Consider the following 15,177-nt stretch of genomic DNA (forward strand, 5'->3'; position numbering starts at 1 on the left):
GGCCTTTTTCGAAGTCATAGAATTCCATGGTAGGTTAATGTCGCTGGAGGCGTGGCAGAGCGGCCGAATGCACTGGTCTTGAAAACCAGCGTGGGGAAACTCACCGCGGGTTCAAATCCCGCCGCCTCCGCCAGTGGAGATACCGGTGGTGCCTGTTTTTATTTTAGGTGCCACCCGGTTGTTTATCTCAGGTGCTACCGATTGTTTTTATGTGCAATGCCCTGGGCAAGAATTCGTTAGGATTTTGATTTTTTAGTGGCGATAAAGAACCAGATTGCTCCTACGAGCAGTGCCACAACTGTGAATCCGATACTGATTTCTTTTGATTTTTCCGCCGCGACATCGGCATAATTTTGTTCCGAAAAAGCTGGTGCTAAGACTAGGCAGTAGATCCAGCTACCGGCGATGATCGCAGCAAATGATCGAACGATTTTCTTGGGCTCAGTGAAGGTCGACATGATGTCCTCTTTTCGTTTCTCAGCAAACCTTGCTGAAGTCAATATTGTTCGCAAACCTTGCTGAGGTCAATGCTGGTATTGGCCTCGCTGCCCTAGTGTGCTGCCTGTGCTGATGATAAGCCGTCGGGGCTTTGCCCGAGTAGAACGGGTTGTGGCAAGAAGTATTGGGTCGGGAAGTTTCTGGATAGGCATAATACCTTGCGAAAGATGGCGCAAATTCGGTAACTGCAGACTGATCTGTCTGCATAGCGTGTTGCAGTTTAGTGGTTTGTCTTCCTATAAACCCGCAGCTAAATATGCACTTAGTAGACTAATCGGTCTATTAAATAGCGTTGAGTGAATGTAATTTTGGTATCTTTTGTAGACCGTATGGTCTACTATTTTTATGACTGATAACGAGATCACAGTGCACTGGTACCTACCCACTTACGGCGATTCCCGACAGATCATCGGCGGCGGACACGGCGGGGGCATCTATCACGGCGAAAGAAAACCCACGCTGGACTACCTCACGCAAATTGCTCTCGCAGCTGAGGCCAATGGCTTCGAGTCCTTGCTCACCCCCACCGGGCAGTGGTGTGCAGACGCCTGGGTTACCGCCGCTGCTTTGTTGGCGCGAACCTCCCGTATCAAATTTCTGATTGCTTTTCGTCCAGGATTGGTGAGCACCCCACTATTTGCACAACAAACCCAAACGCTGCAAGAACTATCCGACGGTCGGGTGCTGCTCAACGTGGTGGTTGGTGGTGAGGATATTGAACAGAAAGCGTATGGTGATTATTCCACTAAAAAGCAGCGCTATGCGCGGGCCGATGAAGCGCTGAGTCTAGCGCAGGATTTGTGGACCAGCCCGGAACCGATCACACGGGAAGGCACCTACGAAACGGTAGAAAATGCACAATTAGCGCAGCGACCTGAGGCCACCCCATGCATCTTTTTCGGTGGCTCTTCGCAGCCCGGCATTGAGGTTGCTGGACGACGCGCAGATGTGTATTTAACCTGGGGTGAGACCCCGGATAAGGTGGCAGAAAAACTCGATCGGGTGCGGCAATCCGCTGCCGAGGCAGGCCGAGATATCGAGTACGGCATCCGGCTGCATGTCATCGCCCGCGATACCTCCGAGCAAGCTTGGACAGAAGCACAGCGGCTATTAGACAGTGTAGACCCACAAGAGGTGCAGAAGATTCAACAAGACTTGGCTCGTTCGCAATCAGAAAGCCAGCGCCTACAAAGTGAACTACATGGGCAGGGGCAGGATTTTGTCTCCGGCGCCGATGCCCATGAGTTAGAGATCGCGCCGAACCTGTGGGCAGGTGTTGGCCTGCTCCGTGGTGGGGCAGGCACTGCGTTGGTGGGCAGCCACCAGGAAGTGGCGCAACGGCTGGCGGAATACCGAGAAGCCGGGATCAAGCATTTCATTTTGTCCGGGTATCCACATTTAGAAGAAACCTGGTCAGTCGGTGAAGGCGTCGTCCCGCAGCTACAACAATTGGGCTACTCGGTAACTAACCACTAACGACTAACCACTGACGGCTAACGACTAACGGTCAGTCACTATTGACCAGCAAGTAGCGGCGCCACTCTAGCCCCGGGCGCGCACGGGGCTGGTGATCATCGCGACGATGCTGCGTGCGAAAGCGAAAATTCCAGCACCGAAAGCAGCGGACCAAAAGCCGTCAATAGTAAAGGTAATACCCCAGATACTGACTGCATTGGTGATCGCCGCCGCCAACCACAGGATCGCGATATTCATGAAGAAAGAAAACAGGCCTAGCGTCAGGCAATTGATCGGCGCGCCCACTGTGCGCACAATTGGGCCGACGGTGGAGTTGACCAGCATGAACGCGATTGCGACGACACCCAGCGCGATGGCAGGATCGAAAGATTCGTCGACAAGCAGTTTATTCGGGCCTGTGTAATTCACGCCCGGCACCAGCCAAACAGTCACAGCGAGGGCCGCGGCAATGGTGATGATATTGAGCAACAGTGCCAGCGCACGCATTAGGCGGTCACCTTCTTCCACGCGGCAAGCAAGGCGTCGGTTTCTTCTGCAGTGGTGACGGTGATGCGCAGACCTTCGTCGAAAGCACGCACCAACACCCCAGAATCAGCCAAATGTGCAGCTACTTCTTGTGCGCTGTCGTGCAAAGATTCGGCCGGAACCCACACGAAATTAGCGAAAGATTGCGTCAGGCCCAGCTCGTCGGCAAGCCGGTCACGCTGCTGATTAGTTTCGACGACGCGTTCGTTGAGCTCGTCGGCAGCCTCCAAAGAAGCTAGCGCTGCCGCTTGCGCTACCGCGGACACGCTGAAGGGAACGGCGACTTTTCCCAGCGTAGCGATGATTTCTGGGTTACCGAAGGCATAGCCGACGCGTAAACCCGCCAGCCCGTAGGCCTTCGAGAAGGTGCGCAGGCCGATCACGTTCGGGTACTGCTGTACGGCTTCGGTGGCCAGCGGGGTGTTATCGGCGGTGTTGTATTCCACATAAGCCTCGTCTAGTGCGACAACGACGTCGGCGGGCACCCGGTCTATGAACTCGTGGAATTCCTTGGTGCTGATGGTGGTGCCGGTGGGATTGTTTGGGTTGCACACGAAAATCAGGCGGGTGCGTTCGCTGATGGCGTCGGCCATGGCGGGTAGGTCATTACGCAGCTCGCGCAGTGGGACCGGCACGGCAGTGGCGCCGGTGACCCGGCTGAAAATCGGGTAGGCCTCGAAGCTGCGCCATGGGAAGATGACTTCATCGCCCGGCTGGCAGGTGATGGTCACCAACTGCTGGCACAATGCGGAAGAACCCGTGCCGACGGTGACGCTGGTTTCGTCGGCAAGCCCCAAGTGTGCGGCGAGCTTCTTGCGTAGCTCTATGGCTCCCATATCCGGGTAGCGGTGGGATTGCGCGGCGGATTCGGTGATCGCCTCGGTAATGCTTGGTAGCGGCGGGTGGGCGGATTCGTTAGAAGAAAGCTTAACTGCATCCGGCATACGTTTACCGGGGACGTATGATGGCAGTGAATTGAGATCTTCTCGCAACATGCGTGTCAGTGTAGCCGTATTTGATGCTCGCACGGGCTTAATTGCGCGAGGGCATGCTAACAGTTATGCTAGACCGCGTTGGAGATGTGCCAGAGCGGCCGAATGGGACTCACTGCTAATGAGTTGCCTGCTTAACGGCGGGCCGGAGGTTCGAATCCTCTCATCTCCGCACTGCGAAGCCCCGAGATTTCTCTGTGAAGTCATCGGGGCTTCTGCTTCATCTCGACGGCGAGATTATTGATCATCGGTAGAATTTTTGGCGTTAACGCGAATTTTTCGTGTTTGGGTTGATGCTAGAACCACGATGAGCGCGGAAAACAGCTTGATAAACAGCTTGATGCCTGTTTGAGAAATCCTCTAAACTGGGAAGTCAGATTCCGCGATTTATCCGTTTGCGATGACCATCGTAAAACGACGTGGGCCAATTCGAAGAGGAAGGTAGCGTATAACGCATGAAATCGGCGAAGACTTTCTGTGGTGCAGCATTAACGGCTGCTGCCATTTTCACTTCTGTGCTTGCCCCAGCTGCTGATGCGAAAAGCCATCCGCAGCTGTCGCTCATCGACAAAGCAACATGCACCAAGATCACTCAGCTTGCGAATGAAGGCAAGCCTGTTCCGGATGTCTCTATCCTTCACGACGAAGATAGCCTTCCGGGATATTTCCGCGATGGTGTTCTCAAGTATAAAGTCGAAGATAACTTCCCATACCGCAAGCAACTCGATGCCGCTGTCGCGGATTGGAACAATTCTTTAGAGGGCAAAGCCTCCCTGAAAGAAGTCAGTGGAGACGAGGTTGATGATGACACGGTAAAGATCCAATACCGCCCGGAACCTGGTGGTTTTGTACAAGGATCAGCAATTCCAAGCCAGAAGCGGTTGGTTATTAAAACCGCCACTCTCATGTATCCGGAAGCGCTGCAAGGTACGATCGCCCATGAACTTGGTCACCTGATGGGAGCCGGACATTCGTGCGATGGTGCTCTTATGGCAGGGGCAAATCAGAAGAATATTTCCTACCATGTGACCCCACTTGATGTGGCCGCAATTGTGCAAGGACAATTTGATTAAAAAGACTCTGACGGTACGAAATTTTGTTCTGCGGCCTTGAAGGCTGAGTTTTGCTTGGCCTCGCCGCAGTATCCAGAGTTCAAGCGGGTGAGCAAGCTAGTTGTGCTTAGCTCACCCGCTTGAGTGTATTATCTAGTCTTCGACGTGCCGTTGCCCGGTTATCTTCAGCACAGTGAAGACAGGTTGCACGACCTCGAAGTTACATTGCGGCAGTGATGTTGTCGTAGCCATTAATCTTCAAAGCGTCCAATACGCGGTCCACAGCAGCCTGATCGGTGTCATGATTGAAAGTTGCTGGGAACGTGAGGTGCGCGGTGTGGTTATCCTTGAAATCGATGTTTAAGAATTCGTGGCCGACTTCTTCGGTGGCGAGCGCCAGTTCACGCTGCACTGCTAGTTTTCCGCTTTGCAAAAAGCCGGTGGCCTGATCTTTGTGGGCATTGATCAATTCTTCGTTGTCGCCAGTCATGCGACCTTTGTGAGCATGGGCCCCGGGTTGAGCAGTCTCATCCTGGGCAGAAACAATACCGATGTTGGGTTGATCGACACTATTTAAGTGATCGGCTGGCGTGATTACGCTGGACAATGACATAAGAGCTGAGAGAGAGCCGGCTAGCAAAGATGAAACAGACATTGTGGTCTCCTCCTATAGATTCGGAATTTCGAAGTGTGCTGACTATTGTCAGCCAGCTGCTCCATTATCCCACGGAAGAGTGAATATAAATTGTTTCTTTGTTGAGTATCTGATTACACTCTCGGGGATCTTTAGCTCGTGATCACTTGGGGGAAGAAAGTACTTACATGGTGTGACTCGTCTTGGCATTCGCACTGAGGGCTAGCAACAATGCCTTTTCCGGTGCGATGTAGTTGCCCCGATGCCTGGGCTCAGTTCTTGATTGCTTGGTCTATCCTAAGCTGTATGAAGTCTAGTTTCCGCTTTGATGGTATTGATCTGGCCCGCGGACTTGCGATCGTGGGCATGGTATTCGCCCATTTGGGCCCTACCGGTTTTGCTGGCGGAGTCGTCGCGGACTATACCACCACCGCTGTTGCTGGCTATCCCTCAGCACTGTTCGCGGTGCTGGCCGGGGTTTCGTTAGGTCTGTTTACTGAGCGCGGCGCTGCTGATCCTGTGCGTACACGGCTTGCAACGCTGGTGCGTGGTGTCATACTTTTAGTCGCCGGTACGCTGATGTCGATGGTGCAGTCCACCATTGCCATCGTGTTGACGGCTATTGCCGCTATCTACCTTCTGCTGTTCTGGCTACCACGGTGTAAAACCTGGGTGATCTCCGTGCTGGTCGCGGTGCTGGCCGCGATTTCTTCCGTGGGATTTGTGCTGGTGGAGCTCGTACCGCTGGGCTTTGAACTGTTCATGCCGCCGTACCCGATATTGGCATGGTTGACCTATGGTTCGGTGGGGGTTCTGGTGCACCGGTTCCTCGTGGGTAACACCAAGTCTCAGGCGATTGCGGTGGTGCCCGCGTTGGTGGTCGCTGCCGTGGGATTTGTTATCCGTGTGAACAATGCCGCCGTTGTGCCTGATGAAGCGCTTGCTGAGGCCACCGAGTCGCAGATTGACAGTGATCCGGGTGCGCAATCACTGTTGACGCAGAGTTTTGAGCCGCACACCGGAATGTTTGGTGACCTGTTGGCAAGCATCGCATTCGCCATTGCGGTGATTTGTCTGTGCTGCTTGCTGTGTCGCGTGCGGTGGGTGAATATTGCCTCTTATCCGCTGCGTGCGGTGGGCACGATGGCCTTGACGACGTACGTCGCACACGTGTTTATCGCGGGGTTCTTCATGCTCGGTGGCGTTCCGTTGGAGGACGCCGAGGTGGCGAAGGCGGAAACCGTGGCAGATGGACAAGATGTAGAAGACGCGAGTCCAGCCGAATCTGACCCGAGTTTTGAGCGCTACCAAAAAATTATTCAAGAGGCTGATACTTGGCAGGAATATGACGAACTGACCGCGGAGTTTTGGGATAACAAGGTTACCCAAGGCTGGGGTCCGAGTGAAGGCGAAGGCGAGCTGGGTGCGAAAGGTTCTGGTCAGCTCAATGATTGGGCCACTGCTGCGTGGAACGCGCTGGGGCTTATTGCGTTTGCAGCGTTGTGGAAAGCGTTTTTCCGGCGTGGTCCGCTGGAATGGCTCGTGGCACGGCTTATTAGCAAGGCGGTGTTGCGCAAAGAGGCCAATATGCAATAGGGTAGCCATACCTTAAAGATGGAGGTTGTATGCTCACGCCGGAAATATGTGCACAAAGCCTAACCAGACGCATTCTGGGTGGCGCTGGCACGCTTTCACTCATCCCTTTAGATATGGATGCCACCGCGTCCATCGCGGTAGCTGCCCACGGTTTTGATCATCACGGCCAAATGATCATCGCCTGCCACGTCGATGATGTTGCTTGTTTGAGCGACGGGCGTGCGCGCCTGGATGGCATTAAGAAGGCGTTGGAATTCAGTACTGACATCACCATCGCCAGCTTGCATGCTGTTGCAGAGGTGGAATGGCAGGACGGTTGGTATGCTGCGCAAGATCTGGTGGAAGAACCCACCCCGTTTCTGCGATTCGGTATCGTGACCTTGGACCACGCGCACCTGCATTGGCCGTGTGGGGCAAGCCTGGTTCGGATGGCGGAGCTGCAGGAAGGCGCGGTGCAGCACACGGCTGAGCGGATCGATGAATTTGCTGCGCGTGAGGTACTGGATGGCGTCGGCAAGCGACGCCTGGCGACCCTGCACGAGGAAGTCATGGCCGGGGTGACCGCTGGGCTAGTGCTAAGTGACCGCACACAACCGATGTGCCCGCACTGGAACGGCCAAGTCTGGGTCGCCGATGTCAACGAATGCGGTTTTATGCTGATTGCGGCAGGGGATGATCGCATGAGCGTAACCATGGTGGGGTTTGCCAGCCCAGCAGAGTCCCTGGTGAATTTTGAAAGCGCGGTGAAAGCCCTGGCGCGGTAACTCTAAGGCGGTCACTTTGAGGCAGCGACTCTACAACGGCGAGCAGCAGCTTCCGGAGCGCGCCTGCTGGTGTTCTCAAGTGCCCTGGCGAAATTTTTTATAACTGCCAAACGGGTATATTCTAGCCGAAGCTTACTGGGGCAGCTATCTGCCCAGGGGCTAGTCCGGCCCACGAGGGCGCTCGATGATCCTGTAAGGGAGGTGCGTTATGCACGATGCAGCAGTAGAAGCAATTGACGAACTAGAAGGTCTGCTGAGGAGTCATGATGACGTACCTCCGAAGGAAGCGTTGCGATTACGCACGCTGCTGGACGAGCCCCCAATCAAAGACATTGTTGCGCTGGTAGAACGCTCCAATGCCACCCGTGCTGCGGTCGTGCTCCGGCTGCTGTCGCGTGAGCGCTCTATTGCCGTATTCGATGCGCTGGATGCTGCCCACCAGGCCGATGTGATTGGTGCGCTGGGTAATAAAGATGTCTATTCCTTCTTTGATGAGCTGGACCCGGACGACAGGGTCTCGCTGATCGACGAGCTACCGGCGGAAATTGCCGACCGGCTGCTGAAGAACCTGGATAAAACCGAGCGTGATGTCACCGGCGTCATTTTGGGGTACCCGAAAGGCTCGATTGGCCGCCGCATGTCGCCGGAGGTGCCGGAAATCCATGAGGATATGACGGTCAATGAGGCCATGACGCTGCTGCGTAAAGAAGCCGATGACCTGGAAACTCTGTATTCCATCCCGGTGACGCGCCGGGACCGCCGCCTGGTGGGCGTAACTTCGCTGCGTGAGCTGTTTTTGGCGCATGGCGACCGCAAAGTGAAATCCGTGATGGCGGATCCGATCTTTGCTTGCGCTAACGATGATGCCGAAGAAACCGCGCGTTGGTTCTTACCGTTGGATTTGCTGGCGATGCCGATCGTCGATCACACCGAACGCCTGGTGGGTATCCTGACCTTCGACGATGCGCAGGACATCGTGGAGGAAGAAGACAGCGAGGACTCTGCTCGTGCCGGTGGTGCCGAGCCGTTGCAGCAGCCGTATATGTCGACGCCGCTGGTGAAAATCATGCGTTCGCGTATCGTCTGGCTGTTGGTGTTGGCGGTATCTGCGCTGTTGACGGTGCAGGTATTGGATGCTTTTGAAGGCACGCTGGAAAAAGCCGTGGTGCTGTCGCTGTTTATTCCGCTGCTGACCGGTACTGGCGGTAACACGGGCAACCAGGCGGCGACGACAGTCACTCGTGCGTTGGCGCTGGGTGACGTGCGAAAACGCGATATCGCGCAGGTGATGTGGCGCGAATTGCGCGTGGGCTTGATGCTGGGTACCACCTTGGGTTCGTTGGGCTTTATCTTGGCGACGTTGGTCTATGGCTCTGATATTGGAATAGTGATCGGTTTGACGCTGTTGAGCGTGTGCGCGATGTCGGCGACTGTCGGTGGAGCGATGCCGATCGTCGCCAAGACTGTTGGTGCAGATCCAGCCGTGTTTTCTAACCCGTTCATTTCGACGTTCTGCGATGCGACGGGCCTGATCATCTATTTCTTGATTGCGAAAACCATTTTGGGGATTTAGGCGTTGCTCATGGGTTAGGATTTAGACACTCCCAGCCCATATGACATAGAGCAAGAAATGGACTCGTTATGAGCACTCCGCAGGTGCACGAGAGCACCTCGAAGGCCGAAGGCCAAGACACCGAGGTTCGTGAACGCCGCGAAACCACCCGCCAGTACACCGGCTTGCTCGTCGGTATTGCCCTGGCGGTGTTGGTGTATATGATTTTCCCGTCGAACGCAGTAGAAACACTCAGCCAATCCGCTGGTGCTGACCCAGAAACTGAGTATAGTGTGCAGTCGCTGCGGATTGTTGCCGCGATAACGGTGCTGATGGGCACCTGGTGGATGACAGAAGCCATTCCGCTGGCCGCCACCGCAATGGTGCCACTGGTGGTGTTTCCACTATTCCAAGTTGGCGAGTTCTCTGACGTCGCCAAGCCTTATGCCTCGGCGACGATCTTCCTGTTCTTGGGCGGCTTCTTGATCGCACTCGGCCTGCAACGTTGGAACGTGCACCGCCGGATCGCGCTGATGGTGGTGCTGTTGGTGGGTACTTCGCCGAAGAAGCTGATTTTGGGCTTTATGATCGCGACCGGCTTTTTGTCCATGTGGGTGTCCAATACCGCCACGGCCGTCGTCATGCTGCCCATTGGTATGTCGGTGTTGCAGTTGACCGCTGACGTGGTTGGTGGCATGCGTAAGCAGGCGAAATTTGCGACTGCATTGATGTTGGCCATTGCGTATTCGGCCTCGATTGGTTCGCTGGGCACGCTGATTGGTACTCCGCCGAACGCGCTGCTGGCTGGTTATATGAGCGAGGCGCACGGCTACACCATCGGGTTTGCGCAGTGGATGATGGTCGGTATGCCGATCGCGGTGGTTTTCGTGTTCATCGCCTGGGCGGTGCTGGTGACGGTATTCAAACCAGAGATGACGGAAATTCCTGGTGGCCGTGAGCTGATCAAAAAAGAGCTGCACGAGATGGGCAAGTGGACCGGCCCGCAGATTAGCGTCAGCATCATCTTTGTGTTGGCTGCGGTGTCGTGGATTCTCGTGCCGCTGATTTTGGATCAGTGGCTAGAAATTGAAACCGGCTACGAGGACGCCATCGTCGGTATTGCTGCCGGCCTGCTGATGTTTGCTCTCCCGGCAGATAAAAAGGGTACCCGTCTGATGGATTGGAAAACCGCGAACGAGCTGCCGTGGGATGTGCTGCTGCTGTTCGGTGGTGGCCTGGCGCTTTCCTCAATGTTTACGAATACGGGATTGTCGTTGTGGATCGGTGAGATTGCCAAGGTGCTGGGCTCGTTGCCGCTGTTCCTGTTGATTTTCGCGGTCGCTGGTCTGGTGCTGATCTTGACGGAGTTTACTTCCAACACGGCAACTGCAGCGACGTTCTTGCCGATCATGGGCGGTGTCGCCGTCGGCATTGGCCTGACCGCAAACGCCGATCACAACGTGTTGGTGCTGGCGATTCCCGTCGCGCTGGCTGCTACGTGTGCGTTCATGCTGCCGGTGGCCACCCCGCCAAACGCAATCGCTTTCGGTTCCGGCTACGTGCGCATCGGTGACATGATCAAGGGCGGCGTGTGGCTGAACGTCGTGGCCGTGATCTTGACGACGCTGGTGGTCTATTTCGTTGCCATCCCCGTCTTCGATATCGTGCTGTAGTCGTGCCCTAGCCGTGCTCGAGCCGGTCTCTAGCCGTGCTGTAGTCGTGCGGTAATTGTTCGTGTTTATATGTTCTGTGCTGGCGATTTGCTAGAAACCGGGATGGTCAGTAAAGTGTATTCTCGTTGCACAGAAGAGCAATCGAAAGATTTTCTCACAGTGTAGCGGGAAGCGCCCGTAGCTCAACGGATAGAGCATCTGACTACGGATCAGAAGGTTGGGGGTTCGAATCCCTCCGGGCGCACACAGAAAAACCCGGATTATCACTATAGCGTGGTGATAATCCGGGTTTTCGTCTGCCTCTCTTCAGGGGGGGGGTAATTTCGTCCGCATCCCCTGATTTTTGCTTCTTCACCCGCTTACTCCATCGCCGGTAATCATGTCTGGGGTCCCGTTTTGCAAATAGTGGACGAAAAAGGCCGGTTTCAGGCGGCCTATTTGTAAAACGGAACCATATTCTGGTCGACGCCCCGACCAGACACGCTTTTGTCGTATAACCCCAATTTCGGATTTTCGTTTAGGCCTTCGTTTAAATGGTGAGACGATATTCCGCAGTAAAAGTGCGGGTTTTTCTGCGGAGTATTTATTTATGTTTTGTTGACTATTCCGAAAGGCTCCGATAATTTATTTTACGTCAGGTTAATCTAAGAAACCTGTAATGAACATTATGATAATTTGCTTGAACTCGCAGTGAGAGTTCAGGAGGAGACCGATTAATGACTAAGACGACTGCGAAACTAGCGAAAACTATCGCTACTGTCTGTGCCGCCGGATTGGTAGTGGCAGGGTGTAGCAGCGCTGATGAGACAAACACTTCTGGTGAGTCCAATGCGAGCGCGGATTCTGCTGCTTCGGCGGAAGGTAAATTTACCGTCACCGATAACAACGGTGAGGTAGAGCTGGACGCTATGCCAGAAAATATTGTCGTCTTGGACTATTCCGTCCTGGACGTGATTGATTCTCTGGGCAAGGGCGATTCTGTCGTGCTCACTCCAACCAGCAACAATCCACCAGCGTTTGCAGAAGAATATGCTGATACTGCAGAGGCCGGCGGAATGAGCGAGCCGGACCTGGAGGCTATTGCTTCCGCTGAGCCAGATGTCATTCTCATGGGTGCGCGTACTGCTCGCGAACCATCCTTGGTGGAAGAGTTGGGCAAGATTGCTCCTGCTTTGGACTACTCCACCGACTACACCGAGGGCAGCTTGGACTTGAACTTGGAGACCGCCCACAACTTGGCTGGTCTGTTCGGTGAGGATGTGCAGAAAGAAGCGGACGAAAAAATCGAGGCTATCCAGAAGCGTGCCGACGAACTCAAGGAGAAAGTTGAGGCTGAAGACCTGAACGCTCTGATCCTGATGACGAACGGTGGCGAGACCCACGCTTTCGCTCCGGGGTCCCGTTTCGGCGCGATCCACAATGCATTCGGCTTCAAGGAAGCTGCAGAAGTAAAGATGGATGGTCGCTACGGTGAGGTCGTCTCCTTCGAATACATTGCGGACGCTGACCCGGACTACATCTTCGTCATTGACCGTGACGCAGCCCGTGGTTCTGATGAAGCTACCGCAGAGGCAACCCTGGATAACCCACTGGTTCAGGGCACCAAGGCAGCGAAGAACGACAATATCGTCTACCTGTCACCTGAACTGTGGTACTTGATGGGCGGTGGCATCAACAACGTGGACGCCATGATCGGCGAAGTTGAAGCAGCGCTCTAGTATTCTCTGATGAAACTTTTGCACCGTTGGTGGGCTATGCCCCTGGCCATAGGCATTCTCGTTGCCTTGGCAGGGGCTAGTATTATGATTGGCGCCGCCGATTTCGACTGGGAGCTACTACGCCAATCACGCTTGCCGCGCACCGCCGCAGTCCTGCTGGCAGGGTCTGCGCTAGCGATGGCTGGTTTGCTGATGCAACTGCTGACACAAAACCGCTTTGTGGAGCCATCGACTGTCGGCACCACGGAATCAGCCGCGCTTGGTTTGCTGTTGATCACTATCTTCGCGCCAGCCTCGCCTATCTTTGTCAAAATGGCGGTCGCATGTGCGGCTGCTATCGCCGGTACAGCGTTGTTCATTTTCACAATCGGTCGCCTGCGCCACCGCAAAGGCTTCATCGTGCCGTTGGTCGGCATCATGATCGGTACCGTTATCGGTGCGATCTCCACGTTTATTGCCCTGGACGTGGATCTCATTCAGTCTCTTAATGCCTGGCAATTAGGCTCTTTCGCCGGCGCAATCGTCGGACGTTGGGAGCTGCTGATGTTGGTCGCCGTGATGCTAGTGATCTCGTATTTCGTCGCCGACCGGTTCACCTTGTTGGGGCTGGGTAAAAGCTACGCCATTAACGCTGGCATTAACTTCAAACGCACAGAAACCCTCGGTCTGGTTATTGTGGCGATTACCGCGGCGATCGTGGTTACGGTAATTGGTTCTTTGCCATTTTTGGGTTTGGTGGTGCCCAACATAGTCTCACTGTATTTCGGGGACAATGCGCGACGCTCCCTGCCATGGGTGATGATCCTTGGCGCCGGTTTTACTTTGATATGTGATCTGGCCGGACGCCTGCTTCGCTATCCATTTGAAATCCCGGTGGGTACCGTCGTCGGCGTGGTCGGTGGTGCGATCTTCTTGGTCATTCTGCTCCGGAGGCATCAGCATGCACACTAACCAGAAACGCACACTGACGTTGTCTATCCTGCTCGTTCTAGCGCTGGTGAGTTTAGGTCTGTTCCTGGCTTGGGATTTGCCGAAAGCTTGGCAGTGGGCCCTGGAACGCCGTGCCTACATTGCTGGTGGGCTCATCGTCGTCGCTACATCCATCGGCTTGTCGACGGTGTTGTTTCAGACTATTACTGCTAACCGAATTTTAACCCCGTCACTGATGGGCTTTGATGCCCTTTATATCCTGCTGCAAACCGCGTTGGTGTATTTCTTTGGGCTTAGCGCGCTTTCGCCGTGGGAAGCACGGGGGCTATTCGCGGTGGAAGTTGGCATCATGGTTGGCTTTGCCATCCTGCTGTATGCACTGATGTTCCGCGGCGGCCGTACCAGCTTGGATCTGTTGTTACTGGTGGGCATCGTATTCGGAGTCTTTTTCCGTAGCGTGTCCTCGCTTCTGCAGCGGCTGATTGACCCCGGTTTACACGCTGCGCTGCAAGATAGATTTTTCGCGAATTTTAGCTACATCGACAAGAATTTGTTGTGGGTGACCACCGCACTGACGCTGGGGTGCGCAGTGGTGATGTGGAAGAAGCGCCGCATTTACGACACTTTGCTGCTGGGCCGAGATATTTCGCTCAACCTGGGAATCAACTACCGGCGCGAAGTCATTATCACGTTGATTTTGATCGCGGTGCTGGTGTCCAGTTCAACGGCGCTCGTCGGCCCGGTACTGTTCTTTGGTTTGCTGGTTGCGCACCTGTCGTACCAGCTGATGCGCACTGATCGCCATGCGTGGACGCTTCCCGGTGCCGTGCTGATTGGTATTACCGCGTTACTAGCCGGCCAGTTTATCTTGGGCCAAGTCTTTGCGTTTAACACCGCGCTGTCGATTATCATCGAACTCTTCGGTGGCCTGGCCTTCTTGTACTTGTTGCTCCGGAAAGGTGGAATCAACAAATGATCCGCATCGAAGAAGTCACCAAACGCTACGACGAGCACACCGTCGTCGATAATATTTCCACCACGATCCCGCGTGGTAAATTCACCTCGGTCATTGGGCCGAATGGTGCGGGCAAGTCCACTCTGCTGCAGATGATCGCTCGCCTGGAACCAATTACCGAGGGTGCGGTGCTGATTGATGATCTGGACGTATCCACCACTCCAGGCCCAGAGTTGGCACGCACTATGGCGATCCTGCGGCAGGAAAACCACCTGGTGGTACGCCTGACGGTACGCGAGCTGGTGGAATTCGGGCGTTTCCCTCACACGCAAGGCCGACTGACTGCAGACGATAAAAAATACGTCGATGACGCCATTGAACAGATGGGGCTGGAGCACATGGCTGATCATGCGTTGGATGAGTTATCCGGTGGACAGCGACAACGGGCTTTCGTCGCCATGGTGTTAGCACAGGATACTGACTATATTCTGCTGGATGAGCCGCTGAATAACCTGGATATGCGTTACGCAGTGTCCATGATGAAAATGCTGCGCAAAGCGTGCGATGAGCAGGGGAAAACCATCGTGGTGGTGATTCACGATATCAACTTTGCGGCGGCATATTCGGACCACATTATCGCGCTGAAGCATGGCCAACTTGTGCATGCGGGATCGCCGGGTGAGATCATGAAGAAAGAAGTCATGCGCTCTATTTACGACATGGATATGCAAATCGAACTGTTTAACCAGAACCCGGTGGCTATCTATTTCCGCTAAACTTGGGACAGATTCACGAGTAAAATCGGCTGTGAG

Annotated in this window: 14 protein-coding genes and 3 tRNA genes; 13 read left to right on the forward strand and 4 right to left on the reverse strand. The window is 54.7% G+C overall.

What is annotated here, in order from left to right; all coding sequences use genetic code 11:
* Positions 1-45 precede the first annotated feature (45 nt).
* Positions 46-133, forward strand: a tRNA-Ser gene (locus tag QP888_RS08580).
* 103 nt (positions 134-236) lie between these two features.
* On the opposite strand, the gene QP888_RS08585 is transcribed toward QP888_RS08580, so the two are convergent.
* Entirely contained in the window at positions 237-500 is a 264-nt protein-coding gene (locus tag QP888_RS08585) for a hypothetical protein (protein WP_284813141.1), read from the reverse strand.
* A gap of 343 nt (positions 501-843) precedes the next feature.
* Here QP888_RS08585 and QP888_RS08590 point away from each other — a divergent pair, with 343 nt between their 5' ends.
* Positions 844-1,974 (forward strand): LLM class flavin-dependent oxidoreductase, encoded by a 1,131-nt coding sequence (locus tag QP888_RS08590; protein ID WP_284813142.1) that lies wholly within the window; start codon positions 844-846, stop codon positions 1,972-1,974.
* 66 nt (positions 1,975-2,040) lie between these two features.
* Here the strand turns inward: QP888_RS08590 and QP888_RS08595 are convergent, their stop codons facing one another.
* Positions 2,041-2,460: a phage holin family protein gene (locus QP888_RS08595; protein WP_284813143.1), complete on the reverse strand. Its 420-nt coding sequence runs from the start codon at positions 2,458-2,460 to the stop codon at positions 2,041-2,043.
* Complete coding sequence (hisC, locus tag QP888_RS08600) at positions 2,460-3,494, reverse strand: histidinol-phosphate transaminase (RefSeq protein ID WP_284813144.1); 1,035 nt, start codon at positions 3,492-3,494, stop codon at positions 2,460-2,462. Before hisC ends, QP888_RS08595 begins: the two co-directional genes overlap by 1 nt.
* An 80-nt stretch (positions 3,495-3,574) precedes the next feature.
* Between hisC and QP888_RS08605 the strand changes: the two genes are divergently transcribed.
* Positions 3,575-3,663 (forward strand) — tRNA-Ser (locus tag QP888_RS08605).
* A 283-nt stretch (positions 3,664-3,946) separates the two neighbouring features.
* Positions 3,947-4,564, forward strand: coding sequence for a zinc metalloprotease (locus QP888_RS08610; protein WP_284813146.1), 618 nt, complete (start codon positions 3,947-3,949; stop codon positions 4,562-4,564).
* A 199-nt stretch (positions 4,565-4,763) separates the two neighbouring features.
* Here QP888_RS08610 and QP888_RS08615 read toward each other — a convergent pair whose 3' ends face one another.
* Positions 4,764-5,198, reverse strand: coding sequence for a hypothetical protein (locus QP888_RS08615; RefSeq protein ID WP_284813147.1), 435 nt, complete (start codon positions 5,196-5,198; stop codon positions 4,764-4,766).
* Positions 5,199-5,483: 285 nt separating this feature from the next.
* Between QP888_RS08615 and QP888_RS08620 the strand changes: the two genes are divergently transcribed.
* The 9 genes from QP888_RS08620 (at position 5,484) to QP888_RS08660 (ending at position 15,141) form a co-directional block, all read left to right on the forward strand.
* Positions 5,484-6,773 carry a DUF418 domain-containing protein gene (locus tag QP888_RS08620; RefSeq protein ID WP_284813148.1) on the forward strand — a complete coding sequence of 430 codons (1,290 nt, stop codon included), beginning with the start codon at positions 5,484-5,486 and terminating at the stop codon, positions 6,771-6,773.
* A 29-nt stretch (positions 6,774-6,802) separates the two neighbouring features.
* The gene (locus QP888_RS08625; protein ID WP_284813150.1) at positions 6,803-7,537 is read left to right on the forward strand and encodes a type 1 periplasmic-binding domain-containing protein; all 735 of its coding nucleotides are present in this window, start codon (positions 6,803-6,805) and stop codon (positions 7,535-7,537) included.
* 208 nt (positions 7,538-7,745) lie between these two features.
* On the forward strand, positions 7,746-9,110 hold the full coding sequence (gene mgtE, locus QP888_RS08630) for a magnesium transporter (protein ID WP_284813151.1): 1,365 nt from the start codon (positions 7,746-7,748) through the stop codon (positions 9,108-9,110).
* A gap of 68 nt (positions 9,111-9,178) precedes the next feature.
* Positions 9,179-10,762, forward strand: a complete 1,584-nt coding sequence (locus QP888_RS08635; protein WP_284813153.1) for an SLC13 family permease — start codon at positions 9,179-9,181, stop codon at positions 10,760-10,762.
* A 171-nt stretch (positions 10,763-10,933) separates the two neighbouring features.
* Positions 10,934-11,006, forward strand: a tRNA-Arg gene (locus QP888_RS08640).
* 472 nt (positions 11,007-11,478) lie between these two features.
* A complete protein-coding gene (locus QP888_RS08645; RefSeq protein ID WP_284813155.1) occupies positions 11,479-12,480 on the forward strand; it encodes a siderophore ABC transporter substrate-binding protein in 1,002 nt (333 codons plus the stop codon).
* A gap of 9 nt (positions 12,481-12,489) precedes the next feature.
* Positions 12,490-13,431 (forward strand): ABC transporter permease, encoded by a 942-nt coding sequence (locus QP888_RS08650; protein ID WP_284813157.1) that lies wholly within the window; start codon positions 12,490-12,492, stop codon positions 13,429-13,431.
* A complete protein-coding gene (locus QP888_RS08655) occupies positions 13,421-14,386 on the forward strand; it encodes an iron chelate uptake ABC transporter family permease subunit (protein ID WP_284813159.1) in 966 nt (321 codons plus the stop codon). The genes QP888_RS08650 and QP888_RS08655 overlap by 11 nt, the downstream gene beginning before the upstream one ends.
* Positions 14,383-15,141, forward strand: a complete 759-nt coding sequence (locus tag QP888_RS08660; protein WP_284813161.1) for an iron ABC transporter ATP-binding protein — start codon at positions 14,383-14,385, stop codon at positions 15,139-15,141. Before QP888_RS08655 ends, QP888_RS08660 begins: the two co-directional genes overlap by 4 nt.
* Positions 15,142-15,177 lie beyond the last annotated feature (36 nt).

The sequence above is a fragment of the Corynebacterium sp. MSK297 genome, from assembly GCF_030232885.1.
GTDB lineage: Bacteria > Actinomycetota > Actinomycetes > Mycobacteriales > Mycobacteriaceae > Corynebacterium.

Bases quoted from the DNA above. Each gene is read 5' to 3' on its own strand.
- QP888_RS08595 (WP_284813143.1), bottom strand. From the start codon at position 2,460: ATGCGTGCGCTGGCACTGTTGCTCAATATCATCACCATTGCCGCGGCC.
- QP888_RS08620 (WP_284813148.1), top strand. From the start codon at position 5,484: ATGAAGTCTAGTTTCCGCTTTGATGGTATTGATCTGGCCCGCGGACTT.
- QP888_RS08650 (WP_284813157.1), top strand. From the start codon at position 12,490: ATGAAACTTTTGCACCGTTGGTGGGCTATGCCCCTGGCCATAGGCATT.
- hisC (WP_284813144.1), bottom strand. From the start codon at position 3,494: ATGTTGCGAGAAGATCTCAATTCACTGCCATCATACGTCCCCGGTAAA.
- QP888_RS08625 (WP_284813150.1), top strand. From the start codon at position 6,803: ATGCTCACGCCGGAAATATGTGCACAAAGCCTAACCAGACGCATTCTG.
- QP888_RS08635 (WP_284813153.1), top strand. From the start codon at position 9,179: ATGAGCACTCCGCAGGTGCACGAGAGCACCTCGAAGGCCGAAGGCCAA.
- QP888_RS08615 (WP_284813147.1), bottom strand. From the start codon at position 5,198: ATGTCTGTTTCATCTTTGCTAGCCGGCTCTCTCTCAGCTCTTATGTCA.
- QP888_RS08610 (WP_284813146.1), top strand. From the start codon at position 3,947: ATGAAATCGGCGAAGACTTTCTGTGGTGCAGCATTAACGGCTGCTGCC.
- QP888_RS08660 (WP_284813161.1), top strand. From the start codon at position 14,383: ATGATCCGCATCGAAGAAGTCACCAAACGCTACGACGAGCACACCGTC.
- QP888_RS08645 (WP_284813155.1), top strand. From the start codon at position 11,479: ATGACTAAGACGACTGCGAAACTAGCGAAAACTATCGCTACTGTCTGT.
- QP888_RS08655 (WP_284813159.1), top strand. From the start codon at position 13,421: ATGCACACTAACCAGAAACGCACACTGACGTTGTCTATCCTGCTCGTT.
- mgtE (WP_284813151.1), top strand. From the start codon at position 7,746: ATGCACGATGCAGCAGTAGAAGCAATTGACGAACTAGAAGGTCTGCTG.
- QP888_RS08590 (WP_284813142.1), top strand. From the start codon at position 844: ATGACTGATAACGAGATCACAGTGCACTGGTACCTACCCACTTACGGC.